The organism is Streptococcus sp. HMSC078D09, assembly GCF_001813675.1.
GTDB lineage: Bacteria > Bacillota > Bacilli > Lactobacillales > Streptococcaceae > Streptococcus.
The window spans coordinates 86336-113109 of the sequence record NZ_KV813663.1 but is presented as its reverse complement, the minus strand read 5'-3'; the positions used below and the strand labels follow the sequence as shown (position 1 = coordinate 113109).

The window sequence follows — 26774 nt, the reverse complement described above, 5'->3', positions numbered from 1 at the left end:
GTCGGTGGTTCGAGTCCACTCGTGCCCATTTTGGAGAATTACTCAAGAGGCTGAAGAGGACGGTTTGCTAAATCGTTAGGTCGGGTAACTGGCGCGGGGGTTCGAATCCCCCATTCTCCGTATAATTTCGAAGTTTGAGATGTCATCTCAAACTATTTTTTATATTTTTGAAGGTTTTGTCTATGTTCTTGAATCGATTCTTTAAAATTTTTAGTTTTGTGTTTGTTTTAACTGTTTCAGGAATTTTATTTCTTTTTCCATCTGTTAGAACTTCGATTGTTTTAAAATCTTCTGATATATTAGCTATTGTTGATAAGGCAGTATCGGTACCATTTGTTGTTGTGGAATCTAAGGCAAAGGATTTAAAGAATTTATCTGAATTAAATGATGAAAACCGTTCGTTAAAATCACGTCTTTATCAAAAGGATATTGACCAGTCAAAACTTAAACGTTTGGAATCAGAAAATAGAGAATTAAAGGATTTGGTATCAATCAAGAATTCTGTATCGGGTTCTAAACAAGTCGTTAGTGAGATTATTGACCGTAATTATGGTTCGTGGGATCAGGAATTTGTTATTGATAAAGGTAGTTCAGATGGAATTTCTGATTCTATGTTTGTCCTTTCGTCTGGTGGCGTCATTGGTGTGGTAGAAAGTATAGAGAAAAATTCTAGCAAAGTGAAATTATTAGTCGAAGATACTATTTCTTCACAACACCTGACGTTTAAAATTGAGAGTCAAGGTCAATCTATTTTTGCTTTATTAAATGGTTATGACGAGAAGACAGGTGAGTTTCGGTTGTTGCAAATTGGAGATCCAGTTGAAATTAAAAAAGGATCTCTGGTTTCAACAAGTGGTTTAGGAAAATATAAGAGTAGTGACTTACCTCTTGGTACAGTGACTTCTACTCAAAAGGCATCTGATCAGTTAGGTCAAGAAATTCGTGTGAAACCAAAGGCTAATTTAGATGTTAATCGTTATGTACTATTGATCGGAGAGTAGTGTGAAAGTCATACGTAAGTACCATTTTTTCCCTTTAATCTTATTCTTATCTTTATTTGTTGACGGGCAGATCTCTTTTCTTATTTCTCGTTTCTGTCCAAACTCCTTTGAACCTACTTCATTTTTATTTCTATATGGTTTTATGTTATTGAGTCTCTATTTCTCTGAGATAGCTAGTATTTGGTGGGGAGTCTTCTTTGGTTTTTGTTTTGATGTGTATTTTTTACACACTCTAGGAATTGCATTCCTAGTATTTCCTATACTACAGGTGATTTTTTATCGGTGTAATCAGATTATTTTGGTCAATCGATTGACTCGTTTTTTTACATTTTTACTAACGATTCTATTATTTCAGATTTTAACAAATCTTCTTTTGATTCTTTTTATCGGCATAAAATTTAACTGGATTACACTAATTATTTACCAAATTTTTCCAAGTTTAATTTTGAATGTGCTTCTATTAATAGTATTACAGCCTTTACTTGAAAAGATTTATTTATAAACTCGAAATAAAAATGTAACAATAGCGTAATATAAATTTTTAAAAAATTTGTTATACTAGTTAGTGTCTTATTAGAAAGGGAAAATTTATCTAATGAAGAAAAAATTATTTGCCACAATCTTATTGAGTACAGTTGCTTTATCACAAGGTGCTGTCGTAGCTGGTGTATCAGCTGATTCAACAGATGATAAGATTGCTGCTCAAGATAACAAAATCAATAGTATTAATCAACAACAACAAAGTGCACAAGCTCAGGTAGATCAAATTCAAGGTCAAGTATCTGAAATTAAAAAACAACAAGAAAATCTTCAAGCTGAAAATGACCGTTTGAATGAAGAGTCTGAACGATTGTCAGCTGAGATCGATGAGTTGTCAAAAAATATTGTTGCTCGTCAAGAATCACTTGCAAATCAAGCACGTAGCGCTCAAACAACTGGTACTGCAACAAGCTATATTAATGCGATTGTTAGCTCTGGATCTTTGACAGAAGCTATCTCACGTATTTCTGCTATGAATGAAATTGCAGATGCTAACAACAAAATGTTGCAAGAGCAAAAACGTGATAAAGAAGATATTGCACAAAAACAAAAAGAAAACAACGACGCAATCAACACTGTCATTGCAAACAAACAGCAATTAGAAGATGATGCGCAAGCTTTGTCAACAAAAGAAGCTGAGTTGAAAGTAGCACAATTGAACTTAGCTGCTGAAAAATCAACTGCTGAAAACGAAAAGAATGCTTTGTTGCAACAAAAAGCTGAAGCTGAAAAAGCAGCAGCAGCGGCGGCAGCAGCTGAAGCAGCTTACCGTGCAAAACAAAAAGAACAACAAGCAGCTGTAAAAGCTTCTGCTAATACAACTCTTCAAGCACAAGTTCAGGCAGCGGCTCAAACACCTGCTGCAACACCAGCGGCTGCACAAACTCAAGCAGCAGCTCAACCTGCTGTTCAAACTCAAGCAGCAGCTGCACCAGTAGCAACTACTTCTCGTCCAACTTATAGTACATCTGCATCATCTTATCCAGTTGGTGAATGTACATGGGGTGCGAAGACATTGGCTCCATGGGCAGGTGATTACTGGGGTAATGGTGGACAATGGGCAGCAAGTGCAGCAGCAGCAGGATTCCGTACAGGATCTCAACCACAAGTTGGTGCCATTGCATGTTGGAATGATGGTGGATATGGACACGTAGCAGTTGTTACAGCTGTTCAATCTACAACAAGCATCCAAGTTTCTGAGTCTAACTATAATGGTATCCGTAGTATTGGGAACTACCGAGGTTGGTTTAACCCAACAACAGCACAAGGTACTGTTACTTATATCTATCCAAACTAAGAATTACACTGAAGCAGAACATTTGTTCTGCTTCTTTTTTGAGAGAATTTAGGTAGTGATAGATTTTGTAATTTCCATAAATTAATATTTGAATATTTGCTTAAAAAGCGATAAAATGATTACAGGAGAAATTTGTGCTGACTGTACAATATGGTTTTAGATTTTACTGGAGGAAATCATGTCATTTTCTGATTTAATGCTCTTTGCTTTGTCGTCAAATCAAGAATTGGCTCAACGTGTGTCTCGAGAAATGGGACTACCGCTTGGAAAGTCAACGGTTCGTCAATTTTCTGATGGAGAAATTCAGGTTAATATTGAAGAATCAATCCGTGGGAAAGATGTTTATATTTTGCAATCCACTAGCTCACCGGTTAACGATAATCTAATGGAAATTTTGATTATGGTAGATGCGTTGAAACGGGCTAGTGCGCAATCCATTAATGTGGTGATGCCATATTACGGCTATGCTCGTCAAGACCGGAAAGCTCGAGCTCGTGAACCAATCACTTCTAAGTTGGTAGCCAATATGCTTGAGGTTGCTGGAGTTGATCGTCTGTTGACAATTGATTTGCACGCCGCACAAATTCAAGGTTTCTTTGATATTCCTGTTGACCACTTGATGGGTGCGCCTTTGATCGCCGACTATTTTGAACGTCGCGGGATGATTGGGAAAGACTATGTTGTTGTCAGTCCAGACCATGGTGGTGTGACTCGTGCTCGGAAATTAGCTGAATTTTTGAAGACACCGATTGCGATTATTGATAAACGTCGAAGTGTCGATAAGATGAATACGAGTGAAGTGATGAATATCATTGGGAGTGTTGAAGGCAAGACTTGTATTTTGATTGATGATATGATTGATACAGCTGGTACAATCTGTCATGCCGCGGATGCCCTTGCAGAAGCAGGTGCTGTTGAAGTTTATGCGAGCTGTACTCACCCTGTTTTATCAGGACCAGCGATGGACAACATCCAAAAATCAGCCATTAAGAAGTTGGTGGTGTTGGATACGATTTATCTACCGGAAGATCGATTGATTGATAAGATTGAGCAAATTTCGATTGCGAAACTTCTTGCAGAGGCTATTGTTCGCATTCACGAAAATCGTCCTCTTTCCCCTCTGTTTGAAATCGGAAATGCCAAAAAATGTTAACAATAAGAGGCTGGAGACCAGCCTCTTTTGTTTAGGAGGAATACAAATGAAAATCAGAAAATGGTGGCAAGATCTAAAAAAAGAAAAGGAACGGAAAAAACTGGTTCAAGCAGCTAAAGAACTAGAAGCAAAGGCTGATCCTAGTTTGCCCAAGAAACGACTGCCTAAAAATGGAGTTATGAAATAGGATTCGTTTAGAAAAAATGAAGTTTTATTGAAAATGTTTACAAAAATAAAATTTATTTAGAAATGTTACGAATTCGTAATTTCATCTTTCAAATAGGTCAAAACCTTAAATTTTTTTTAAAATTTTAAAGAAAAAGTCTTGACATGGGAAGAATATCCTAGTATACTAGTCATAGTTACGAAGTAACGAATAATTTTTGAAAAGAAAAAAGGAGATAAAACAATGAAAAAAGTTTTATTATCATCAGTAGCAGCCCTTGCAGTCTTTGCAGCAGCAGCGCCAGCATTTGCAAATGATAACCCAGCAGTAAATGGTGGAACTAATCTTCCAGGTGCTTATGATTCACGTCAAGCATACGAACTTCAAACAGAATTTGTAAATGCTGATAAAGTAAATGAATATCTTGCACAACATGCTGAAGATATCGATGCTGAAGCAGCTCAAGATCCAGCAGTAGTTGCAGCTAAATCTGCACTTGATGCAGTTGAAGGCGGATCACACCTTTACACTGAAAAGAAAGAAGCTTATGAATCAGCGTTGAACACTGCTCGTAACAACGTTCGTAACAAATATGTTCAAGAGCTTCAAAAGAAATGGAATACAGCTTCTAAAAAAGAAGGAAACTTCTACATTTTGAATGAAACTCCAGAACAAAAGAATGCTCGTTACTTGAAAGAACATGGAATCAATCCAGAACAAGCTAAAGCAGACGCAGCTAAAGCAGACGCAGCTAAAGCTGAAGAAGCAGCTAAAAAAGCAGAAGCTGGTAAAGCTGGTTCAAAACAAGCTGGTAAAGCTCTTCCAAAAACAAGCGCAGCTAAATAATTTGATTATTAATTAGCTCGTAAAATATCACTGGACCTTCGGGTTCAGTGTTATTTTTTAGAAAAAATCATCAAGAGGAGATCAATCAATGAAAAGAGCTGGGGAAAAAAGTTCAACTAAATTAGGTGTTGTGATTGCTGCTCTTGTTGCAGTTGTTGTGCTTGTTGCTGGATTTATTTTCTTTAATCCTTTTGGAGGAAGTAAGTCATCTAGTACGGCTAAAAAGACAACTGGAACAAGTTCAACTAAGCAAGCAGCCAAATATGAACCTAGTCAAGAAGAAAAAGATTACCTGAAAAATCGTTTTGCTCAGTTAACTGCTGTTAATCCTGAAGCAATTGCTTATGTCTACGCACCGGGTACGGAGTTGGATGAACCTGTTGTGCAAACAAAGGACAACGAAACCTATCTGAATAAAACTTTCGATGGTGGGAATGAGCCATACATGGGGACAGTCTTCATGGATATGGATAACAAGAAAGACTTCAGTGATCGTTTGACTTGGTTGTTTGGTCATGCTCGTGGTAGTAAGGTTGGCGACCACCGCATGTTTAACGATGTCAACTTCTACGATACGCAAGAATTTTTCGATCAACATCCGTATGTTGTGATTGAGACACCAGAGCGGAAATATTACTATGAAGCGATGGGATTGGTCATTGTCCCAGAGGACACTGCTTTCTACCGTACAAGCTTTACAGATGATAAAGATTTCACCACTCAGTTGAAGAATATCTATGAGTCAGCTCGTACGAAGAATCCTAATATCAAGATCAAAGCATCTGATAAGTATTTAGTATTGTCAACTTGTCGTGAAGAGGATGAAACCATTCGTTCCAACCTCTACCTCCGTCAAATTCCTGATTCAGAAATGAAGGATTTTGTGGCGAAGCATGCAGATCAATTGAAATACGTGGCAACACGTGGTCAAGAATAATGACTTGAAAGACTTAGCATTGCTAAGTCTTTTTTGCATGGAAGGATTTTTGAAATGTCCTTTGGTGGTAAGTAAAAGGTGGGGATCTGGCTTGTTCTTTTGCGATGGGGTCCTATTTATAGTATAATGAATATAAGTGTTTTTGGAGGTGTTCTATGGATTTAACGAAACGTTTTAATAAAAATCTGAATCGGATTGAAGTATCTTTGATTCGTCAGTTCGATCAATCAATTTCTTCCATTCCTGGTGTCTTGCGTTTGACTTTGGGGGAACCGGATTTTACAACTCCTGAACATGTAAAAGAAGCAGGAAAGGCTGCCATTGATGCGAATTTTAGCCATTACACTGGGATGAGTGGTTTGCTGGTTTTGCGTGAAGCTGCTAGTCAGTTTGTGGCTGAAAAGTATGGTATTCACTATCGTCCTGAGGATGAGATATTGGTGACGATCGGTGCGACTGAAGCCCTATCTGCAACCTTGACAGCAATCTTGGAACCTGGAGATGTAGTGCTTCTTCCTGCACCGGCTTATCCTGGTTATGAGCCTATTGTGAATCTGGTTGGTGCGGATATTGTTGAAATTGATACGACGGCGGATCAATTTATATTGACACCTGAAAAATTGGAAAAAGCTATTGTGGAGCAAGGAGACAAGCTGAAGGCAGTTATTCTCAATTATCCAGCTAATCCGACAGGGGTCACTTATTCGCGTGAACAGATGGCAGAATTGGCTGCGGTCTTGAAAAAATACGAAGTTTTTGTTGTCTGTGATGAAGTTTATTCAGAGTTGACTTATACTGGAGAAGCGCATGTTTCTATGGCTGAATTTATTCCTGAGCAGACCATTGTCATCAATGGCTTGTCCAAATCTCATGCTATGACGGGTTGGCGGCTTGGTTTTATCTTTGCGCCTGCTGTATTTACAGCGCAATTGATCAAGAGCCATCAGTATTTGGTTACTGCTGCTGGAACCATAAACCAGTATGCTGCGATTGAGGCCTTGACTGCTGGTCGGGATGATGCGGAGCCAATGAAGAAAGAATATGTGAAGCGTCGGGATTACATCATCGAAAAGATGTCCGCGCTTGGGTTTGAGATTATTAAGCCAGATGGAGCTTTCTATATTTTTGCTAAAATCCCAGCTGGTTTTAATCAAGATTCCTTCGCTTTCTTGCAGGATTTTGCGCGTGAAAAAGCAGTTGCTTTTATTCCTGGTGCTGCTTTTGGTCAATATGGTGAAGGCTATGTGCGTTTGTCGTATGCAGCCAGCATGGAGGTTATCAAGGAAGCAATGAAACGCTTGAAGGAGTATATGGAAGAACATGCTGGAGTCAATTGAGACCCGGGGAATTGTCCTGTATAATCGGGAGTTTCGTGAGGATGACAAGCTGGTCAAAATCTTCACAGAGAAGTCAGGGAAGCGGATGTTTTTTGTGAAACATGCGGGAAAATCACGGTTGAATCCCATGTTGCAACCTTTGGTAACGGCAGATATGTTGTTGAAAATCAATGATGATGGGTTGAGTTATATTGATGATTTTCAAGATGTGCAGGTTTATAAGAAAATCAATGCAGATCTTTTTGCCCTTTCTTATGCGACCTATGTTCTTGCGCTTGCGGATGCCAGTATTCAGGATAATCAAGTAGATCCGGCCTTGTTTGCGTTTTTAGAGAAGACCTTGTCTTTGATGGAAGATGGTCTGGATTATGAGGTTTTGACCAATATTTTTGAGATTCAGATTCTTTCGCGGTTCGGGGTTGTCTTGAACCTACATGAATGTTGTTTCTGTCATCGGGTTGGCCTTCCTTTTGACTATTCCTTTCGGTATAGTGGGGTCCTTTGTCCGGATCATTATGATCGGGATGAGAGGCGAGCTCACTGGCATCCAAATGTTCTCTATCTATTGGATCAGTTCCAAGCAGTACGATTCAGTGAGTTGGAGACGATTTCTCTACAAGCGGAGATGAAAACAGCTCTGCGTCAGGCAATTGATCAGTTGTATGAGGAGTATGTAGGGATCCATTTAAAAGCTAAAAAGTTTATCGATTCCTTGAGTGATTGGGGAGCGATTATGAAAGATTCATCTGGAGGTGAAACATGAAAAAAATTGCAGTAGATGCAATGGGGGGCGATAATGCACCTCAAGCCTTGGTAGAAGGTGTGAATCAAGCCATTCGCGATTTTGATGATATTGAGATTGTCTTGTATGGCGATGAGGCAAAAATCAAAGAATATTTAACCGCAACAGAACGTGTATTGATTGTGCATACGGAAGAAAAAATCGATTCAGATGATGAGCCAACGCGGGCCATTCGTCGAAAAAAACAGGCTTCTATGGTCTTAGCTGCCAAGGATGTGAAAGATGGTGAGGTTGATGCCATGCTATCTGCGGGAAATACAGGTGCGCTATTGGCGGCTGGATTCTTTATCGTTGGCCGCATCAAAGGGGTGGAACGCCCTGGCTTGATGTCGACACTTCCGACGGTTGATGGTCGTGGCTATGATATGCTAGACTTAGGGGCCAATGCGGAAAATACACCAGAGCACTTGCATCAGTATGCTGTGATGGGGTCTTATTATGCTGAAAATGTTCGTGGGATTCAAAAACCGCGCGTGGGTCTATTGAACAATGGGACAGAAGCTAGTAAGGGAGATCCTTTGCGCAAGGAAACCTACCAATTGTTATCTGAGGATGAGTCGATTCATTTTGTTGGAAACGTGGAAGCGCGTGACTTGATGGATGGCGTTGCTGATGTCGTTGTGGCGGATGGTTTCACGGGAAACGCTGTCTTGAAAACGATGGAAGGAACGGCTTTTGGGATCTTGAAGCAATTGAAACAAGCGATTGCCACTGGAAACTGGAAGGCGAAATTAGGAGCTTTTCTGCTCAAGGATCGTTTGAAATCATTGAAGCGAACCTTGGATTTCTCAGATGTTGGAGGAGCGGTCTTGTTTGGCCTTCAAGCACCTGTTGTTAAAACGCATGGTTCGAGTGATTCCAAAGCTGTCTATAGCACGATTCGTCAGATTCGGACTATGTTAGAGACAGATGTTGTTGGAAAATCAGTGAAGGAATTATCGAAGGAAGGGTAATGTATGAGTAAACAAAACGAAATTTTAGCTACTATTGAGGAATTTCTCAAAGATCGCAAGGGCCCAGACTTTCAAGTGTCTTTGGAATCTGACTTACGTAAGGATTTACAGGCGGATTCTGTTGAATTGATGGAATTTATTATCAATCTTGAGGATGAATACCAAATTGAGATTCCGGACAAGGCTATTGATGAATTTAACACAGTAGGGGATGTTGTCGACTATATCGAAAAACGAACTGCTGGTCACTAATGAAAAAGGGATCGTTCAGAGATTATTCTGGATGATCTTTTTTTCTGTCCTTTTTATTCGGATTCTGCTTATATTGTACGGAATTTTATTGAAAATACACTTTGTATGTGATAGAATGAAGGTGATAAAATACGAAAGGCGAACAAAGTCATGACCAATCAACTGATTTATACTGGAAAAGCTAAGGATATCTATACTACTGAGGACGAACATGTGATTAAGTCGGTCTATAAGGACCAGGCAACCATGCTAAATGGGGCTCGTAAGGAGACTATTAAAGGAAAAGGTGTGCTAAATAATCAGATTTCGTCTCTTATTTTTGAAAAATTGAATGCTGCGGGTGTTGCGACTCACTTTATAAAACGTATTTCTGACACAGAACAACTCAACAAGAAAGTAAAAATTATTCCTTTGGAGGTGGTTCTTCGCAATGTGACTGCGGGTTCTTTCTCAAAACGGTTTGGTGTTGAAGAAGGTTTGGACTTGAAAACTCCAATCGTTGAATTTTACTACAAGAACGATGAGTTGGATGACCCATTCATCAATGATGAGCATGTGAAGTTTTTGGATATTGCCAATGATGAACAAATTGCTTATATTAAGGAAGAAACACGTCGCATTAATGAATTGTTAAAAGATTGGTTTGCACAAATTGGTCTTCGCTTGATTGACTTCAAATTGGAATTTGGTTTTGATAAGGATGGCAAGATCATCTTGGCAGATGAATTTTCTCCAGATAATTGTCGCCTTTGGGATGCTGAAGGGCACCATATGGACAAGGATGTTTTCCGTAGGGATTTGGGCAGTTTAACGGATGTATATCAGGTTGTGTTGGAGAAATTACAGGGCTTAAAGTAATCTTTTTGAAACGGAAAACCTTCGTCTTTCAAGTAAAAGGACTCAGGCTGAAAAGGTCTATTAGACATTTTCACTCCGTCGTGATCTTGGTAGCTTGATAGATGTTTATGAAGTTGTATTGGAAAAATTGCAAGGTTTGAAGTGATCTTTTTGAAATAGAAAACCTTCGTCTTCGATAACATGTTTGAATAGAAATAAAGGAAATAAAATGGATAAACGTATTTTCGTTGAGAAAAAAGCTGATTTTCGTGTAAAATCGGACTCTTTAGTAAAAGAATTGCAGCATAATCTTCAGTTGAAAACCTTGAAGGATCTTCGGATTGTTCAGGTTTACGATGTTTTTGGTTTGGCAGAGGACTTGTTTGCGCGTGCGGAAAAACACATCTTCTCTGAGCAAGTGACTGATACTGTTTTGGACGAGGCTGCGGTTCAGGCTGATCTTGAGAAGTATGCTTTCTTTGCGATTGAAAGCTTGCCTGGTCAATTTGACCAACGTGCGGCATCTTCACAAGAAGCTTTGCTTTTGCTTGGTAGTTCAAATGACGTAACAGTGAATACAGCGCAATTGTATTTGGTTAACAAGGATATCGATGCGAATGAGTTGGAAGCTGTCAAAAACTACCTTTTGAACCCAGTGGATTCTCGTTTCAAAGATATCACTGTTGGTATTGCGAAACAGGATTTCTCTGAGTCTGACAAGACCATTCCAAGCTTGGATTTCTTTGAAACTTATACGGCAGAAGATTTTGCACAGTATAAGGCTGAGCAAGGATTGGCCATGGAAGTGGATGACCTTCTCTTCATTCAAGATTACTTCAAATCCATTGGACGTGTACCAACTGAGACTGAGTTGAAGGTTTTGGATACTTACTGGTCTGACCACTGCCGTCACACAACTTTCGAAACTGAGTTGAAAAACATCGACTTCTCAGCTTCTAAATTCCAAAAACAATTGCAAGCGACTTATGACAAGTATATTGCCATGCGTGATGAGTTGGGACGTACAGAAAAACCTCAAACCTTGATGGATATGGCGACTATTTTTGGCCGTTATGAGCGTGCTAATGGTCGTTTGGAGGACATGGAAGTGTCTGATGAAATCAATGCCTGCTCAGTTGAAATTGAAGTAGATGTCAATGGTGTCAAAGAACCATGGCTTCTTATGTTCAAAAATGAAACGCACAACCACCCAACGGAGATTGAACCATTTGGTGGAGCGGCTACTTGTATCGGTGGTGCCATTCGTGACCCATTGTCAGGTCGTTCCTACGTTTACCAAGCCATGCGTATCTCAGGTGCTGGTGATATCACGGCTCCAATTTCAGAAACTCGCGCTGGTAAATTGCCACAACAAGTGATTTCTAAAACAGCGGCTCACGGTTATTCTTCATATGGTAACCAAATTGGTCTTGCAACAACTTATGTTCGTGAATACTTCCACCCAGGTTTCGTTGCTAAGCGTATGGAGCTAGGTGCAGTTGTCGGTGCGGCTCCTAAGGAAAATGTTGTCCGTGAAAAACCTGAAGCAGGTGATGTGATTATCTTGCTTGGTGGTAAGACTGGACGTGACGGTGTCGGTGGTGCGACAGGTTCTTCTAAAGTTCAAACGGTTGAATCTGTTGAGACAGCTGGTGCTGAGGTTCAAAAAGGGAATGCCATCGAAGAACGGAAGATTCAACGTCTTTTCCGTAATGGGGAAGTGACCCGTTTGATCAAGAAATCAAATGACTTTGGTGCTGGTGGTGTCTGTGTGGCTATCGGTGAATTGGCAGATGGTCTTGAAATTGATCTAGACAAAGTGCCATTGAAATACCAAGGTTTGAACGGTACAGAAATTGCTATCTCAGAATCTCAAGAACGGATGGCTGTAGTGGTTCGTCCAGAAGATGTAGATGCCTTCGTTGCTGAATGTAACAAAGAAAATATTGATGCTGTTGTCGTTGCAACAGTAACTGAAAAACCAAATCTTGTCATGCACTGGAATGGTGAAACCATCGTTGATTTGGAACGTCGTTTCCTTGATACGAACGGTGTACGTGTGGTTGTAGATGCTAAGGTGGTTGACAAGGATGTCAAGCTTCCAGAAGAACGTCAAACATCTGCTGAAACCCTTGAAGCGGATACTCTTGAAGTCTTGGCTGACCTGAACCATGCCAGTCAAAAAGGGCTACAAACCATCTTTGATAGCTCAGTTGGTCGTTCAACAGTTAATCACCCACTTGGCGGGCGCTATCAAATTACACCAACGGAAGCTTCTGTACAGAAATTGCCGGTCCAACATGGCGTAACTCATACTGCATCAGTAATGGCACAAGGATTCAACCCTTACATCGCAGAATGGTCTCCATATCATGGTGCTGCTTATGCGGTCATCGAAGCAACTGCTCGTTTGGTTGCTGCTGGTGCCAACTGGTCTAAGGCTCGTTTCTCTTACCAAGAATACTTCGAGCGTATGGATAAACAAGCAGAGCGTTTTGGTCAACCAGTATCAGCTCTCCTTGGATCAATTGAAGCTCAGATTCAACTTGGTTTGCCATCTATCGGTGGGAAAGACTCGATGTCTGGTACCTTTGAAGAATTAACCGTACCACCAACCTTGGTTGCTTTTGGTGTCACAACTGCGGATAGCCGTAAGGTTCTTTCTCCAGAATTCAAAGCTACTGGTGAAAATATTTACTATATTCCTGGTCAAGCTTTGGCGCAAGAAATTGACTTTGATCTCATCAAGTCGAACTTTGCTCAATTTGAAGTTATCCAAGCTGACCACAAAGTGACAGCTGCATCAGCTGTTAAATATGGTGGTGTGGTTGAAGCTCTTGCCCTTGCAACATTTGGGAACCATATTGGAGCTAACGTCGAATTAGCTGATCTTGACACTAGCTTGACAGCTCAATTAGGTGGATTCGTCTTCACATCGCCTGAAGAAATTGCAGGTGTTGCCAAGATTGGACAAACAGTGACTGACTTTACACTCACTGTCAACGGTGTAACGCTTGATGGACACAAACTTGACAGTGCCTTCCAAGGTAAATTGGAAGAGGTTTACCCAACGGAATTTGCACAGGCAACTGAGTTGGAAGAAGTACCTGCTGTAGCATCAGATGCTGTGATCAAAGCTAAAGAAACAGTTGATCCACCAGTGGTTTACATCCCAGTATTCCCAGGTACTAACTCTGAGTACGATTCAGCTAAGGCCTTTGAAAAAGAAGGTGCAAAAGTCAACTTGGTACCATTTGTCACACTGAATGAAGAAGCTATTGTCAAGTCTGTTGACACTATGGTTGACAATATCGAAAAAGCTAACATTATCTTCTTTGCAGGTGGCTTCTCAGCAGCGGATGAACCAGATGGATCAGCTAAATTTATCGTTAACATCTTGCTCAATGAAAAAGTACGTGCAGCCATTGATAGCTTCATCGAACGAGGTGGTTTGATCATCGGTATCTGTAACGGATTCCAAGCCCTTGTCAAATCAGGTCTTCTTCCATACGGTAACTTTGAAGATGCAAGTAGCACGAGTCCAACTCTCTTCTACAATGATGCCAACCAACACGTGGCTAAGATGGTGGAAACACGGATTGCCAACACGAACTCACCATGGCTTGCCGGCGTGAAAGTTGGTGACATTCATGCCATCCCAGTATCACACGGTGAAGGTAAATTTGTCGTGACAGCTGAAGAATTTGCAGAGCTTCGTGACAATGGTCAAATCTTTACCCAATATGTTGACTTCGAAGGTAAACCAAGCATGGATTCAAAATACAATCCAAATGGTTCTGTCCATGCGATTGAAGGGATTACCAGCAAGAACGGTCAAATCATCGGGAAGATGGGACACTCAGAACGTTTCGAAGACGGTCTCTTCCAAAATATTCCAGGAAATAAAGACCAACATCTCTTTGCATCAGCGGTTAAATACTTTACTGGAAAATAAAAGGTATACAAAATGACATACGAAGTTAAATCTCTTAATGAAGAATGTGGTATTTTTGGGATCTGGGGACACCCAGATGCTGCAAAACTGACTTATTTCGGATTACACAGTCTTCAACACCGTGGTCAAGAAGGGGCAGGGATCCTTTCGAATGATGCGGGTCAATTAAAACGGTATCGTGACACGGGGCTTCTCTCAGAAGTATTTCGAAATCCTGCTAACTTGGATAAGTTAACAGGAACGGGAGCGATTGGCCATGTTCGCTATGCGACAGCTGGGGAAGCTTCGGTGGATAACATCCAACCCTTCCTCTTTCGCTTTCATGATACCCAGTTTGGACTGGCCCATAACGGGAATTTGACCAATGCCAAGTCCCTTAAACGGGAGTTGGAAAATAACGGAGCGATCTTTAGCTCAACTTCTGATTCAGAAATCTTGGCCCACTTGATTCGTCGGAGCCACAACCCTTCTTTCATGGGTAAGGTGAAAGAAGCCCTGAATACGGTGAAAGGTGGATTTGCTTACCTTCTCATGCTGGAAGATAAGCTGATTGCGGCCTTGGATCCAAATGGTTTCCGTCCTCTTTCGATTGGGAAAATGGCCAATGGCGCTATCGTAGTTTCCTCTGAAACCTGTGCCTTTGAAGTGGTTGGTGCTGAGTGGATCCGCGATGTGAATCCAGGTGAAGTCGTGATCATCGATGATAACGGCATCACTTACGATAACTATACAACGGACACCCAATTGGCTGTTTGTTCGATGGAGTATATCTACTTTGCCCGCCCGGACTCCAATATTCAAGGGGTCAATGTCCATACAGCTCGTAAACGTATGGGGGCTCAATTGGCACGTGAATTTAAACATGAAGCAGATATTGTGGTCGGTGTACCTAACTCCTCACTTAGTGCAGCTATGGGATTTGCGGAAGAATCCGGCCTACCAAATGAAATGGGCTTGATTAAAAACCAATACACCCAACGGACCTTTATTCAACCGACACAAGAATTACGTGAGCAAGGGGTTCGGATGAAGCTCTCTGCCGTATCCGGTGTCGTGAAAGGCAAACGGGTTGTCATGATTGATGATTCTATCGTACGTGGGACAACATCACGTCGGATTGTGAAGTTATTGAAAGAAGCAGGGGCTACAGAAGTCCATGTGGCAATCGGTAGCCCAGCCCTTGCTTATCCATGTTTCTACGGGATCGATATTCAAACACGTAAGGAATTGATTGCTGCCAATCATACAGTAGAGGAAACACGCGATATCATTGGTGCAGATAGCTTGACGTATTTGTCAATCGATGGCTTGATTGATTCTATTGGAATTGATACAGATGCTCCAAATGGCGGTCTTTGTGTGGCTTACTTTGATGGAAAATATCCAACACCTTTGTATGACTACGAAGAACGCTATGTGGAAAGTTTGAAGGAACATACTTCTTTCTATTAGGAGTAGTGCAAAAGAAAAGGATTAAAAAATGACAAATAAGAATGCATACGCTCAATCTGGCGTAGACGTTGAAGCGGGTTATGAAGTTGTTGAACGGATCAAAAAACACGTTGCTCGTACGGAACGTGCGGGTGTCATGGGAGCTCTTGGTGGTTTCGGAGGCATGTTTGATCTTTCAAAAACAGGTGTCAAAGAGCCTGTTTTGATCTCAGGTACAGATGGTGTCGGTACTAAACTCATGCTTGCCATCAAGTACGACAAACACGATACGATCGGTCAAGACTGTGTGGCTATGTGTGTTAACGATATCATCGCTGCAGGTGCGGAGCCCCTTTACTTCCTTGACTATATCGCAACTGGTAAAAATGAACCTGCTAAATTAGAGCAAGTCGTTGCTAGTGTTGCAGAAGGTTGTGTGCAGGCTGGTGCAGCCCTTATCGGTGGAGAAACGGCTGAAATGCCTGGTATGTATGGTGAAGATGACTATGATTTGGCTGGGTTTGCTGTCGGTGTTGCAGAAAAATCTCAAATCATTGACGGTTCAAAAGTAGCTGAAGGGGATGTGATTCTTGGACTTGCTTCAAGCGGTATCCACTCAAATGGTTACTCACTTGTTCGTCGTGTCTTTGCGGATTACACAGGTGAAGAAGTTCTCCCAGAATTGGAAGGGAAGAAACTTAAAGACGTTCTTTTGGAGCCAACTCGTATCTACGTCAAAGCAGCATTGCCACTCATCAAAGAAGAATTGGTCAACGGAATTGCCCACATCACAGGTGGTGGTTTCATCGAAAATGTACCACGTATGTTCTCAGATGACTTGGCTGCTGAAATTGACGAAAGCAAAGTCCCAGTTCTTCCAATTTTCAAAGCTCTTGAAAAATATGGCCAAATTAAACATGAAGAAATGTTTGAAATCTTCAACATGGGGATTGGTCTCATGCTTGCAGTGAAACCAGAAAATGTGGAACGTGTCAAAGAACTTCTTGACGAACCTGTTTATGAAATCGGTCGGATTGTGAAGAAAGATGGCGCAAGTGTGGTGATTAAATAATGGCTAAAAGGATTGCTGTATTTGCCTCTGGCAACGGCTCAAACTTCCAGGTGATTGCAGAACAATTTCCAGTAGAATTTGTTTTTTCAGACCACCGGGATGCCTATGTCTTAGAACGGGCCAAGAATCTTGGTGTGGCTAGTCATGCCTTTGAACTCAAGGAATTTGACAATAAAGTAGCTTATGAAGAAGCGATTGTTCACCTCTTGGATGAACACCAAATTGACTTGGTTTGCTTGGCGGGTTATATGAAAATCGTCGGTCCAACTTTGCTAGCAGCTTATGAAGGCCGTATCATCAATATTCACCCGGCTTATCTCCCTGAATTCCCTGGTGCTCATGGTATTGAAGATGCTTGGAATGCAGGTGTTGATCAGTCTGGTGTGACTATCCATTGGGTGGATTCTGGTGTTGATACCGGTAAGGTTATCAAGCAAGTCCGTGTACCGCGCCTTGAAGGGGATACCCTTGATACTTTCGAAACTCGCATCCATGAAACAGAGTACAAACTCTATCCAGAAGTCTTGGAACGTTTGGGAGTGGAGAGAAGGTAAGAAGGAAATCAAGTTTTGATTGTGTAATCTTGGTAGGAGAAAAATGATTAATCTGAAGTTAGTAGATGAGAGCAGTTTTCAGGCAGTGCTGGATTTGAAAATATCTGAAGCTGATGAACGAGCACGTTTTGTAGCTCCCAATGTGCGTTCTTTAGCTGACGCATGGCTCTACCGAGAGAATGGGGATGTGTTTCCAATGGCAATCTATTGGAATGAGCTAGTAGTTGGTTTTCTACTGTTGGAAATAGATAAGGATGAGGCAGAATACTTTATCTGGCGGATAATGATTGGCCAGCAGTACCAAGGAAAAGGTTATGGACGAAAAGCCTTGGAAGCTCTGATCAAAGAGGCTCAGATGGATAGAGCTTGCAATCATATTATCGCAGATTATGTAGTTGGAAATGAAAAAATGAAGTACCTGCTGACTAGTTTGGGTTTTCAGGAAACAGGATTTATAGAAGAAAATAACGAAGTCGCTATGCGGTTGGATCTAAAGAAAGAGGAATAGAATGACTAAACGCGCACTAATTAGTGTTTCAGACAAAGCGGGTATTGTTGAATTTGCCCAAGAACTCAAAAAACTCGGTTGGGACATCATCTCAACAGGTGGGACTAAAATTGCCCTTGACAATGCTGGGGTAGATACCATTGCCATCGACGATGTGACTGGTTTCCCAGAAATGATGGACGGTCGTGTGAAGACTCTTCATCCAAATATCCACGGTGGTCTGCTCGCTCGTCGTGACCTCGATAGTCACCTAGAGGCTGCTAAGGACAATAATATCGAGTTGATCGACCTTGTTGTGGTCAACCTTTACCCATTCAAGGAAACGATTCTCAAACCAGACGTAACTTACGCTGACGCGGTTGAAAACATCGATATCGGTGGACCATCCATGCTTCGTTCAGCAGCGAAAAACCACGCTAGCGTAACGGTTGTGGTAGACCCTGCTGACTATGCTGTGGTGCTTGACGAATTGGCAGCAAACGGCGAAACAAGTTACGAAACTCGCCAACGTTTGGCAGCGAAAGTCTTCCGTCATACAGCAGCCTATGATGCTTTGATCGCAGAATATTTCACTGCTCAAGTGGGTGAAGAAAAACCTGAAAAACTCACTTTGACTTATGATCTTAAGCAACCAATGCGTTACGGGGAAAATCCTCAACAAGATGCAGACTTCTACCAAAAAGCTTTGCCAACGGATTACTCCATCGCTTCCGCTAAACAGCTGAACGGGAAAGAATTATCCTTCAACAATATCCGTGACGCTGATGCCGCTATCCGGATCATCCGTGATTTCAAAGACCGTCCAACTGTTGTGGCCCTCAAACACATGAACCCATGTGGGATCGGTCAAGCTGACGACATCGAAACTGCTTGGGACTATGCTTATGAGTCTGATCCAGTATCGATCTTCGGTGGAATCGTGGTTCTCAACCGTGAGGTAGATGCTGCGACAGCTAAGAAGATGCATGGCGTTTTCCTCGAAATCATCATCGCGCCAAGCTATACAGATGAAGCGCTTGAAATCTTGACAACCAAGAAGAAAAACTTGCGTATCCTCGAATTGCCATTTGACGCTCAAGATGCTAGTGAAGTGGAAGCAGAATACACTGGTGTTGTTGGTGGTCTCCTCGTTCAAAACCAAGACGTCGTCAAAGAAAGTCCCGCTGACTGGCAAGTGGTTACCAAACGCCAACCAACTGATACAGAAGCGACAGCTCTTGAGTTTGCTTGGAAAGCTATCAAGTATGTGAAATCAAATGGGATTATCGTGACGAACGACCACATGACACTTGGTGTTGGCCCAGGTCAAACCAATCGTGTGGCATCTGTCCGTATCGCTATTGATCAAGCTAAAGACCGTCTTGACGGCGCCGTCCTTGCTTCCGATGCCTTCTTCCCATTTGCAGATAACGTAGAAGAAATTGCCAAAGCAGGTATTAAAGCGATCATCCAACCAGGTGGCTCTGTCCGTGACCAAGAGTCGATCGAAGCGGCTGACAAATATGGCTTGACCATGATCTTTACAGGTGTGAGACATTTTAGACATTAATCAAAAAAGGCACTCATTCAACGATGAGTGTCTTTTCTGCTGGTTATGAAGGCCTTAATCTGGGTAGATGTAGGTGACAGTTCCCCAGATGGGGTTGGTTGGATCGAACCAACCGCGGAAGTTGTCGATATAGCGATGGCCGTTGTAGTTCGCCTCTTGGATCTGAATTTTTTGGTCATGTTCGACGTCTGTAACCAAGGCGACATGGCCATATCCCCCATCATCCCAACAGGCGATGGCACCGACCTCTGGAGTGTCTCCTGTCCGGAATCCAGCAGCGCGTGCGCTAGCTGCCCACATGCCGCCATTTCCCCACCAGTTGTGGGCCCAAGGGGCTAATTCTTTGGCTCCCCAGGTGCACTCACCAATGGGGTAGGTGTTTCCCGGATGTGTCGCGAGTGGAGTGTGCTTTGGCTTTGCCTTTTCTACTTGAAATGTAGTGGGGAATAGCCCTTTTAGTTGTCCCTTGCTTTTCTGATAGATATGTAGGTGAAATAGCCCGCTTCCCTTGTGTTTTTGAGCTTGAAAGCGCAGTTGGAAATGTCCAGGTGCGACCTTCTTTGCTGGATACCAGACCAGATCATCTTGCCCATTTTCTTCAGACCAGATGGGGAAGACAATCTCGTCAACGTCTTCGAACAACTTTAGGTCTACCTCAAATTCTTGTTGGGAGATGGGTGTGATCGTAATCTTTGGCTGGGAGGAAGCCAGGTCTTTTTGCTGGACGCTGGTCGTGAGAGGGTAAAGACCGGTTAGCTGTTCATTTGCCTCCACTCCATAGACATGGACATGATAAAGTCCGGCTTGATCAGAATGGTTGGTCAATGGCACTTGTAGGTCAAATCCCTTGTCACTGCGTTGCACAGGATACCAAATCAGGTCATCTTGGCCATTTTGGTCAGACCAGACGGGAACTTGGATATTTTGATACTTATCCGGGACGTTTCCAAGATGAATCACCAGCTGCCCTTTTTCGGCATAGATAGCATTGGTCGCTTGATCTGCATGGGCAATAGAGGCTTGCATCCCCCATGTCGCACAAGTCAGTACAACAAATTTTTTGATTGTTTGCATAATACTCCTTTTCGTCAATTAGTAGGTCTCACCTATACTATTCGGAAAAAAATGAGAAATAGGAGGAAATAGCAAAAAATGTTTGGATTCTACTGAAAATAGGAGACTTTTGCTGAAATCATTAGAATAAAACGAACGATTATGATATAATTTAATAAAATAATTCGCAAAAGAGGTTCGAGATGAAACTTTTGGTTGTTGGTTCTGGCGGTCGTGAGCATGCGATTGCCAAGAAATTGTTGGAGTCTACAAACGTTGAGCAGGTTTTTGTGGCTCCTGGTAATGATGGGATGCGATTAGACGGTCTGGATTTGATCAATATCGGAATTTCCGAACATTCTAAGCTGATTGACTTCGCAAAAGTCAACGATATTGCTTGGACCTTTATCGGTCCAGATGATGCCCTTGCGGCTGGTATCGTGGATGATTTCAATGCATCGGGTCTTAAGGCTTTTGGTCCGACCAAGGCTGTGGCTGAGCTTGAGTGGTCTAAGGATTTTGCTAAGGAAATCATGGTCAAATACGATGTTCCGACAGCAGCCTATGGCACCTTTTCTGATTTCGAGGAAGCCAAGGCCTACATCGAAGAAAAGGGGGCTCCAATTGTCGTCAAAGCAGACGGTTTGGCCCTTGGGAAAGGTGTCGTCGTTGCGGAGACAGTTGAGCAAGCAGTTGAAGCCGCTCACGAGATGCTTTTGGACAATAAATTTGGTGATTCAGGTGCGCGTGTGGTCATCGAGGAATTCCTTGACGGGGAAGAGTTCTCTCTCTTTGCCTTTGTTAATGGGGACAAGTTCTACATTATGCCAACAGCTCAGGACCACAAACGTGCCTACGATGGTGACAAGGGTCCTAACACTGGTGGGATGGGTGCCTATGCGCCGGTTCCTCACTTGCCACAGAGCGTGGTTGACACAGCGGTTGACACGATTGTCAAGCCAGTTCTCGAAGGCATGATTAAAGAAGGGCGTCCCTACCTTGGTGTCCTTTACGCGGGTCTTATCTTGACAGCTGATGGACCGAAAGTCATCGAATTCAACTCTCGTTTTGGAGATCCTGAAACGCAAATTATCTTGCCTCGTTTGACATCTGACTTTGCACAAAACATCACTGATATTTTGGAAGGTGAAGAGCCAGCCATCACTTGGACGGACAAGGGTGTGACATTGGGCGTGGTTGTAGCCTCAAACGGTTATCCCCTCGCTTATGAGAAGGGTGTCAAGCTTCCAGCCAAGACAGAAGGCGACATCATCACTTACTATGCCGGTGCTAAATTCGCTGAAAATAGCCAAGACCTCCTCTCAAACGGCGGACGTGTCTACATGCTGGTTACCACAGCAGACACCGTCAAAGACGGCCAAAACATCATCTACAACCAACTCAACAAACAAAACACAGAAGGCCTCTTCTATCGTACGGATATCGGTAGCAAGGCGATAAAAGATTAACAGATACTAACTTTGTCATGGCGAGCGAAAGCGAGCCAAACTAAGATAATGGTCGCTTGATTTGCGAGCGTTAGCGAGCTAGTATAGGATAATCGTCGCAGTAGTGGAACTCCTAGTAGCAGAGCTACTAGGAGCGGAAAACTGGAGACTCAGGCTCCAGTTTTAGTAATGGAACGCTACAGGCGGTCGCTTACGTCCGCACTACAATAGACGATTATCGAAAAAGGAGAAAAAATGAAACCAGTAATTTCCATTATTATGGGCTCAAAATCCGACTGGGCAACCATGCAAAAAGCTGCTGAAGTCCTCGATAACTTCGGCGTCGCTTACGAAAAGAAAGTTGTTTCCGCCCATCGGACGCCTGACCTCATGTTCAAACATGCCGAAGAAGCACGTAGCCGTGGCATCAAGGTCATCATCGCAGGTGCGGGTGGCGCAGCCCATTTGCCAGGGATGGTTGCTGCTAAAACGACCCTTCCAGTCATCGGGGTACCCGTCAAGTCTCGTGCCCTTAGCGGTGTGGATTCACTTTATTCCATCGTTCAGATGCCAGGTGGAGTGCCTGTCGCAACTATGGCGATCGGTGAAGCAGGTGCGACTAACGCGGCCCTCTTTGCCCTTCGTCTTCTTTCAGTAGAGGACCAGGCTATTGCGACAGCGTTAGCGGATTTCGTAGAAGAACAAGGAAAAATCGCAGAGGAGTCTACAAATGAGCTCAACTAAAACCATTGGGATCATCGGTGGTGGCCAGCTCGGTCAGATGATGGCAATCTCAGCTATCTACATGGGGCACAAGGTTATCGCACTGGACCCAGCAGCGGATTGCCCAGCCTCCCGTGTGGCGGAAATCATCGTGGCCCCTTACGACGACGTAGATGCTCTTCGTCAGTTGGCAGAACGCTGTGATGTTCTCACTTATGAATTTGAAAATGTCGACGCTGACGGCCTTGACGCTGTTATCAAGGATGGTCAGCTTCCTCAAGGAACAGACCTGCTTCGCATTTCTCAAAATCGCATTTTTGAGAAGGACTTTCTCTCAAACAAGGCACAAGTGACAGTTGCATCCTACAAGGTCGTAACTTCTAGCAAAGACTTGTCAGATATCGACCTGTCGAAAAACTATGTCCTTAAGACTGCGACCGGTGGTTACGATGGCCATGGTCAGAAGGTCATTCGCTCAGAAGCAGACTTGGAAGAAGCATACACTTTAGCGGACTCAGCAGACTGTGTCTTGGAAGAATTCGTCAATTTTGACCTTGAGATTTCAGTCATCGTATCTGGAAATGGCAAGGATGTGACAGTCTTCCCCGTTCAGGAAAATATCCACCGTAACAACATCCTCTCTAAAACTATCGTTCCTGCTCGCATTTCTGACAGTCTAGCTGAAAAAGCCAAGACCATGGCAGTACGAATCGCTGAACAACTGAACCTCTCTGGTACCCTCTGTGTGGAAATGTTTGCAACTGCTGATGATATCATCGTCAACGAAATCGCGCCACGCCCACACAATTCAGGTCACTACTCGATTGAAGCTTGCGATTTTTCACAGTTTGACACGCATATCTTGGGTGTTCTCGGAGCACCACTCCCAGCGATCAACCTTCATGCGCCAGCTGTCATGCTCAATGTTCTCGGCCAACACGTCGAAGCTGCTGAAAAATATATGACAGAAAATCCAAGCGCTCACCTCCACTTATATGGTAAACTAGAAGCAAAGCACAACCGCAAAATGGGGCATGTGACGTTGTTTAGTGATGTGCCAGACGAGGTTGAGGAATTTGGGAAAGGGATTGATTTTTAAAAAATCTGTGGAGGAAATGTTATAGATGAAACCGATTATTCCGAAAAGTCCAGAAGTTCCGAAAGAGTTCTCTAATAAAGAAATCTCCTTTTTGACTAAGAGTGTTTTTGGGAAAATAATCGAACCTCAGCCGTGTGATGTTTTATTTGTTTTCAGTGGGACTCACCCGGGTCACTGGGAAAAAGCTATTGAGGCATATCAAAAAGGTTATGTAAGACGAATTATTGTGACCGGTGGCCGAAGTTTGACAGGAACGCCTCATCCAGATTGGAATGGACATACAGAGGCAGAGGTTATTATCCAACATCTGCTGGCTGCAGGCATTCCTGAAGAAGCGATTAAATCTGAAAACTCCTCTAGCAATACTTTGGAAAACGTACTATTTGCCAAAGAAGTTTTTGATTTTAATACTGTTGAGACAGTTATGTTCATTTGCAAAAGTCACGCGACTGGTAGGCAATGGCGAACCTTGGCTCAGCACTTACCAAAGCATCTTCGCTACATCCCATATACCTTCAATGCCTTTTACAAGGATGTTGAGATTGGTCGGGATAGCTGGATGAATACAGACATTGGTAAGTCCAGAGTTTGGGGAGAATATCTGCGACTTCTCCATTATGGAGAGAAGGGGGATATTTTAAAGTTGGATGTTGAATTGTGATTTAGGAGGTTTTTATGATTCAACTTATTGTCAACGCATTTGTTGAAAAAGAAAAGACGGGAGCAGTCGTTGAAGTCTTGTATGCTAGTAGCGATCACAAAAAAGTGAAAGCTAAGTATGAAGAGCTGACTGCTCAATATCCTGAAAACTATTTAGCTATCTATGATGTCCCGCTAGATACGGAATTGAATACACTAGATCATTATCCATCTGTGTGGATTGGCAAAGAAGAATTTGAGTAAATTGATGGTAGATTGTTAAATGATTGTAAAATAAAAAAAGATATATAAATTTAAAGTTTAAAAGTATAGGATATTGAATCCTTTAATTTATCGTATTGCAAAAGTCATTTAAAGATGTTATTTGTTAATTAAAAGATAGTATTACTTTATAAAATGTGTAGTAAGAATCTATTAAAATTATTTTAGAGAGGGCGTTATGTCTGAGACGGTAATTATTACTATAATATCATCTAGTATATCAGTTATAAGTGCTTTGTTAGGTGTGTTTCTCACACAATTCTTCAATGTAAAGAATGAAACTTGTAGGGTAATTGAAGAGAAACAAGCAGAAAATTTGAAGGCTAAAAGAGAAAAATTGGATTCAGTATATAAAAAATTGATTCGAGTTGTGAATCTATTTCCAAGTCAAACACCATTAGATGTGTTGAACAGTATGGATGGACCTCCTAATTATAATTTAGAAAATTTTGATATAGTCAATTCAATTTTAGAAAAACAAATTAATTATTACGAAAAATTGTTAAATGATTCTGATAATTTAGATTTTGAATTGAAGAATAAATATGAGATAGAGATTAATAACAGAGAGTATTTCAAGTCGGAAATCACTTTAATTCGAGATAAGTATAAATATGCTCAAAGTCAGTATGAGGAATTTAAAAGGAATGAAAAAATGACTTTTGAGTTATATGCAGGAGTTGATGTAAAAAACAATCTCGTGAATTTCGAAATATTGCTACATAACGCATTTATTGCCGGGAGACGTTTAAACGACGACGTTAAAAAAATTAATAAATTAGATATTTCACGATGGACTTTAATTGACAGTATTAGAAATGATCTTGGGATAAATTGAAATATTTTAACCAACAGAAAGGAAAATTAAACATGATTGATAGATATAGCCGCCCTGAGATGGCGAACATTTGGACTGAAGAAAATAAATACCGTGCTTGGCTTGAGGTGGAAATCTTGGCTGATGAAGCATGGGCTGAGTTGGGAGAAATCCCTAAGGAAGATGTAGCTTTGATTCGTGAAAAAGCGGACTTTGACATCGACCGTATTTTGGAAATCGAGCAACAAACTCGTCACGATGTGGTGGCCTTCACACGTGCGGTTTCTGAAACGCTTGGTGAAGAGCGCAAGTGGGTTCACTATGGTTTGACATCTACTGACGTGGTAGATACGGCCTACGGTTACCTCTACAAACAAGCCAACGATATCATCCGTCGTGACCTTGAAAACTTCCTCAACATCATCGCTGACAAGGCCAAGGAGCACAAGTTCACCATCATGATGGGTCGTACCCACGGTGTGCACGCGGAGCCGACAACTTTTGGTCTTAAATTGGCAACTTGGTATAGCGAAATGAAGCGTAACATCGAGCGTTTCGAGCATGCGGCTGCTGGCGTGGAAGCTGGTAAGATTTCTGGTGCGGTTGGTAACTTTGCCAACATCCCACCATTCGTTGAAAAATACGTCTGCGATAAATTGGGTATCCGTGCTCAAGAAATCTCTACACAGGTACTTCCTCGTGATCTTCACGCTGAGTACTTTGCAGTTCTTGCTAGCATCGCAACATCTATCGAACGTATGGCAACTGAAATCCGCGGTTTGCAAAAATCTGAACAACGTGAAGTGGAAGAGTTCTTTGCTAAAGGTCAAAAAGGCTCTTCAGCCATGCCTCACAAGCGCAACCCGATCGGTTCTGAAAACATGACAGGTCTGGCGCGTGTTATCCGTGGTCACATGGTAACAGCTTATGAGAACGTAGCCCTTTGGCACGAGCGTGATATCTCTCACTCATCAGCTGAGCGGATCATCGCACCAGACACAACTATCTTGATTGACTACATGCTTAACCGTTTTGGAAACATTGTTAAGAACTTGACAGTCTTCCCAGAAAACATGATCCGCAACATGAACTCTACATTCGGTCTAATCTTTAGCCAACGTGCCATGTTGACTTTGATTGAAAAAGGCATGACGCGTGAGCAAGCTTATGACTTGGTGCAACCAAAAACAGCTCAATCATGGGATAATCAAGTAGATTTCAAACCACTTCTTGAAGCAGATCCAGAGGTGACATCACGCCTGACTCAAGAAGAAATCGACGAAATCTTCAATCCAACTTACTACACCAAACGGGTGGATGAGATCTTCGAACGCATCGGTTTGGGAGACTAGGCGCAACTAAAAACGGGAATTTGAAAAATAGACGAAAGAGGCCGGGACAAAAGTCCTAGCCTCTTAATTGTTCTTGGATTGTTGAGCAAGACGCAGTGGTTGAGTGGGCTCTACTACGCTGATTTCATCAGCTTTTACAGCCCTACTCAACTGTGCGGAGGTGGGACGACG

26 protein-coding genes and 1 tRNA gene are annotated in these 26774 nt (G+C 42.2%); 26 read left to right on the top strand and 1 reads right to left on the bottom strand.

Translation table 11 applies throughout. The features are described 5' to 3' along the window. Window positions 1-32: 32 nt before the first annotated feature. From HMPREF2926_RS04765 to purH, 19 genes are all read left to right on the top strand, one after another. Window positions 33-120: transfer RNA gene (locus tag HMPREF2926_RS04765), tRNA-Ser, on the top strand. 62 nt (window positions 121-182) lie between these two features. Beyond that, window positions 183-1001: a rod shape-determining protein MreC gene (mreC, locus tag HMPREF2926_RS04760; RefSeq protein WP_070586642.1), complete on the top strand. Its 819-nt coding sequence runs from the start codon at window positions 183-185 to the stop codon at window positions 999-1001. 1 nt (window position 1002) lies between these two features. Further along, the gene (mreD, locus tag HMPREF2926_RS04755; RefSeq protein WP_070586641.1) at window positions 1003-1503 is read left to right on the top strand and encodes a rod shape-determining protein MreD; all 501 of its coding nucleotides are present in this window, start codon (window positions 1003-1005) and stop codon (window positions 1501-1503) included. Between the two features lie 93 nt (window positions 1504-1596). Continuing rightward, window positions 1597-2838: a peptidoglycan hydrolase PcsB gene (gene pcsB / locus HMPREF2926_RS04750; protein ID WP_070586640.1), complete on the top strand. Its 1242-nt coding sequence runs from the start codon at window positions 1597-1599 to the stop codon at window positions 2836-2838. A gap of 178 nt (window positions 2839-3016) precedes the next feature. Continuing rightward, window positions 3017-3991, top strand: coding sequence for a ribose-phosphate diphosphokinase (locus HMPREF2926_RS04745; RefSeq protein WP_021154183.1), 975 nt, complete (start codon window positions 3017-3019; stop codon window positions 3989-3991). Between the two features lie 46 nt (window positions 3992-4037). Next, entirely contained in the window at window positions 4038-4178 is a 141-nt protein-coding gene (locus tag HMPREF2926_RS11175; RefSeq protein ID WP_176745532.1) for a hypothetical protein, read from the top strand. Between the two features lie 222 nt (window positions 4179-4400). Then, the gene (gene abpA, locus HMPREF2926_RS04740) at window positions 4401-5003 is read left to right on the top strand and encodes an amylase-binding adhesin AbpA (RefSeq protein WP_070586639.1); all 603 of its coding nucleotides are present in this window, start codon (window positions 4401-4403) and stop codon (window positions 5001-5003) included. 88 nt (window positions 5004-5091) lie between these two features. After that, complete coding sequence (gene srtB / locus HMPREF2926_RS04735; protein ID WP_070586638.1) at window positions 5092-5940, top strand: class B sortase, LPKTxAVK-specific; 849 nt, start codon at window positions 5092-5094, stop codon at window positions 5938-5940. A gap of 155 nt (window positions 5941-6095) precedes the next feature. Continuing rightward, the gene (locus HMPREF2926_RS04730; RefSeq protein ID WP_070586637.1) at window positions 6096-7277 is read left to right on the top strand and encodes a pyridoxal phosphate-dependent aminotransferase; all 1182 of its coding nucleotides are present in this window, start codon (window positions 6096-6098) and stop codon (window positions 7275-7277) included. Next, complete coding sequence (gene recO / locus HMPREF2926_RS04725) at window positions 7261-8040, top strand: DNA repair protein RecO (RefSeq protein WP_070586636.1); 780 nt, start codon at window positions 7261-7263, stop codon at window positions 8038-8040. Before HMPREF2926_RS04730 ends, recO begins: the two co-directional genes overlap by 17 nt. Further along, entirely contained in the window at window positions 8037-9032 is a 996-nt protein-coding gene (gene plsX / locus HMPREF2926_RS04720; protein ID WP_070586635.1) for a phosphate acyltransferase PlsX, read from the top strand. The genes recO and plsX overlap by 4 nt, the downstream gene beginning before the upstream one ends. A 3-nt stretch (window positions 9033-9035) precedes the next feature. Beyond that, entirely contained in the window at window positions 9036-9284 is a 249-nt protein-coding gene (locus HMPREF2926_RS04715) for an acyl carrier protein (protein WP_024054589.1), read from the top strand. Between the two features lie 150 nt (window positions 9285-9434). After that, on the top strand, window positions 9435-10142 hold the full coding sequence (gene purC, locus HMPREF2926_RS04710; RefSeq protein ID WP_003009285.1) for a phosphoribosylaminoimidazolesuccinocarboxamide synthase: 708 nt from the start codon (window positions 9435-9437) through the stop codon (window positions 10140-10142). 208 nt (window positions 10143-10350) lie between these two features. Continuing rightward, entirely contained in the window at window positions 10351-14076 is a 3726-nt protein-coding gene (locus tag HMPREF2926_RS04705; RefSeq protein WP_070586634.1) for a phosphoribosylformylglycinamidine synthase, read from the top strand. 12 nt (window positions 14077-14088) lie between these two features. Continuing rightward, window positions 14089-15528, top strand: a complete 1440-nt coding sequence (purF, locus tag HMPREF2926_RS04700) for an amidophosphoribosyltransferase (RefSeq protein WP_003009289.1) — start codon at window positions 14089-14091, stop codon at window positions 15526-15528. Between the two features lie 28 nt (window positions 15529-15556). Further along, window positions 15557-16579, top strand: coding sequence for a phosphoribosylformylglycinamidine cyclo-ligase (gene purM / locus HMPREF2926_RS04695; protein ID WP_061590632.1), 1023 nt, complete (start codon window positions 15557-15559; stop codon window positions 16577-16579). After that, a complete protein-coding gene (gene purN, locus HMPREF2926_RS04690; RefSeq protein ID WP_061590631.1) occupies window positions 16579-17133 on the top strand; it encodes a phosphoribosylglycinamide formyltransferase in 555 nt (184 codons plus the stop codon). The genes purM and purN overlap by 1 nt, the downstream gene beginning before the upstream one ends. Before the next feature lie 43 nt (window positions 17134-17176). After that, the gene (locus HMPREF2926_RS04685; protein WP_049486264.1) at window positions 17177-17641 is read left to right on the top strand and encodes a GNAT family N-acetyltransferase; all 465 of its coding nucleotides are present in this window, start codon (window positions 17177-17179) and stop codon (window positions 17639-17641) included. Between the two features lies 1 nt (window position 17642). After that, on the top strand, window positions 17643-19190 hold the full coding sequence (gene purH, locus HMPREF2926_RS04680) for a bifunctional phosphoribosylaminoimidazolecarboxamide formyltransferase/IMP cyclohydrolase (protein ID WP_061590630.1): 1548 nt from the start codon (window positions 17643-17645) through the stop codon (window positions 19188-19190). A 54-nt stretch (window positions 19191-19244) separates the two neighbouring features. On the opposite strand, the gene HMPREF2926_RS11390 is transcribed toward purH, so the two are convergent. Then, entirely contained in the window at window positions 19245-20264 is a 1020-nt protein-coding gene (locus tag HMPREF2926_RS11390) for a GBS Bsp-like repeat-containing protein (RefSeq protein ID WP_070586633.1), read from the bottom strand. 182 nt (window positions 20265-20446) lie between these two features. Here HMPREF2926_RS11390 and purD point away from each other — a divergent pair, with 182 nt between their 5' ends. From purD to purB, 7 genes are all read left to right on the top strand, one after another. After that, window positions 20447-21712 (top strand): phosphoribosylamine--glycine ligase, encoded by a 1266-nt coding sequence (gene purD, locus HMPREF2926_RS04670; RefSeq protein WP_070586632.1) that lies wholly within the window; start codon window positions 20447-20449, stop codon window positions 21710-21712. 234 nt (window positions 21713-21946) lie between these two features. After that, the gene (gene purE / locus HMPREF2926_RS04665) at window positions 21947-22435 is read left to right on the top strand and encodes a 5-(carboxyamino)imidazole ribonucleotide mutase (protein ID WP_049475219.1); all 489 of its coding nucleotides are present in this window, start codon (window positions 21947-21949) and stop codon (window positions 22433-22435) included. Further along, entirely contained in the window at window positions 22422-23513 is a 1092-nt protein-coding gene (gene purK / locus HMPREF2926_RS04660; protein ID WP_049475220.1) for a 5-(carboxyamino)imidazole ribonucleotide synthase, read from the top strand. Before purE ends, purK begins: the two co-directional genes overlap by 14 nt. 25 nt (window positions 23514-23538) lie before the next feature. Beyond that, entirely contained in the window at window positions 23539-24174 is a 636-nt protein-coding gene (locus tag HMPREF2926_RS04655; protein ID WP_049475221.1) for a YdcF family protein, read from the top strand. Between the two features lie 14 nt (window positions 24175-24188). Further along, the gene (locus HMPREF2926_RS04650; RefSeq protein WP_049475222.1) at window positions 24189-24416 is read left to right on the top strand and encodes a hypothetical protein; all 228 of its coding nucleotides are present in this window, start codon (window positions 24189-24191) and stop codon (window positions 24414-24416) included. Window positions 24417-24612: 196 nt separating this feature from the next. After that, a complete protein-coding gene (locus tag HMPREF2926_RS04645) occupies window positions 24613-25272 on the top strand; it encodes a hypothetical protein (protein ID WP_049475223.1) in 660 nt (219 codons plus the stop codon). A 32-nt stretch (window positions 25273-25304) separates the two neighbouring features. Continuing rightward, a complete protein-coding gene (purB, locus tag HMPREF2926_RS04640) occupies window positions 25305-26603 on the top strand; it encodes an adenylosuccinate lyase (protein ID WP_049475224.1) in 1299 nt (432 codons plus the stop codon). Window positions 26604-26774 lie beyond the last annotated feature (171 nt).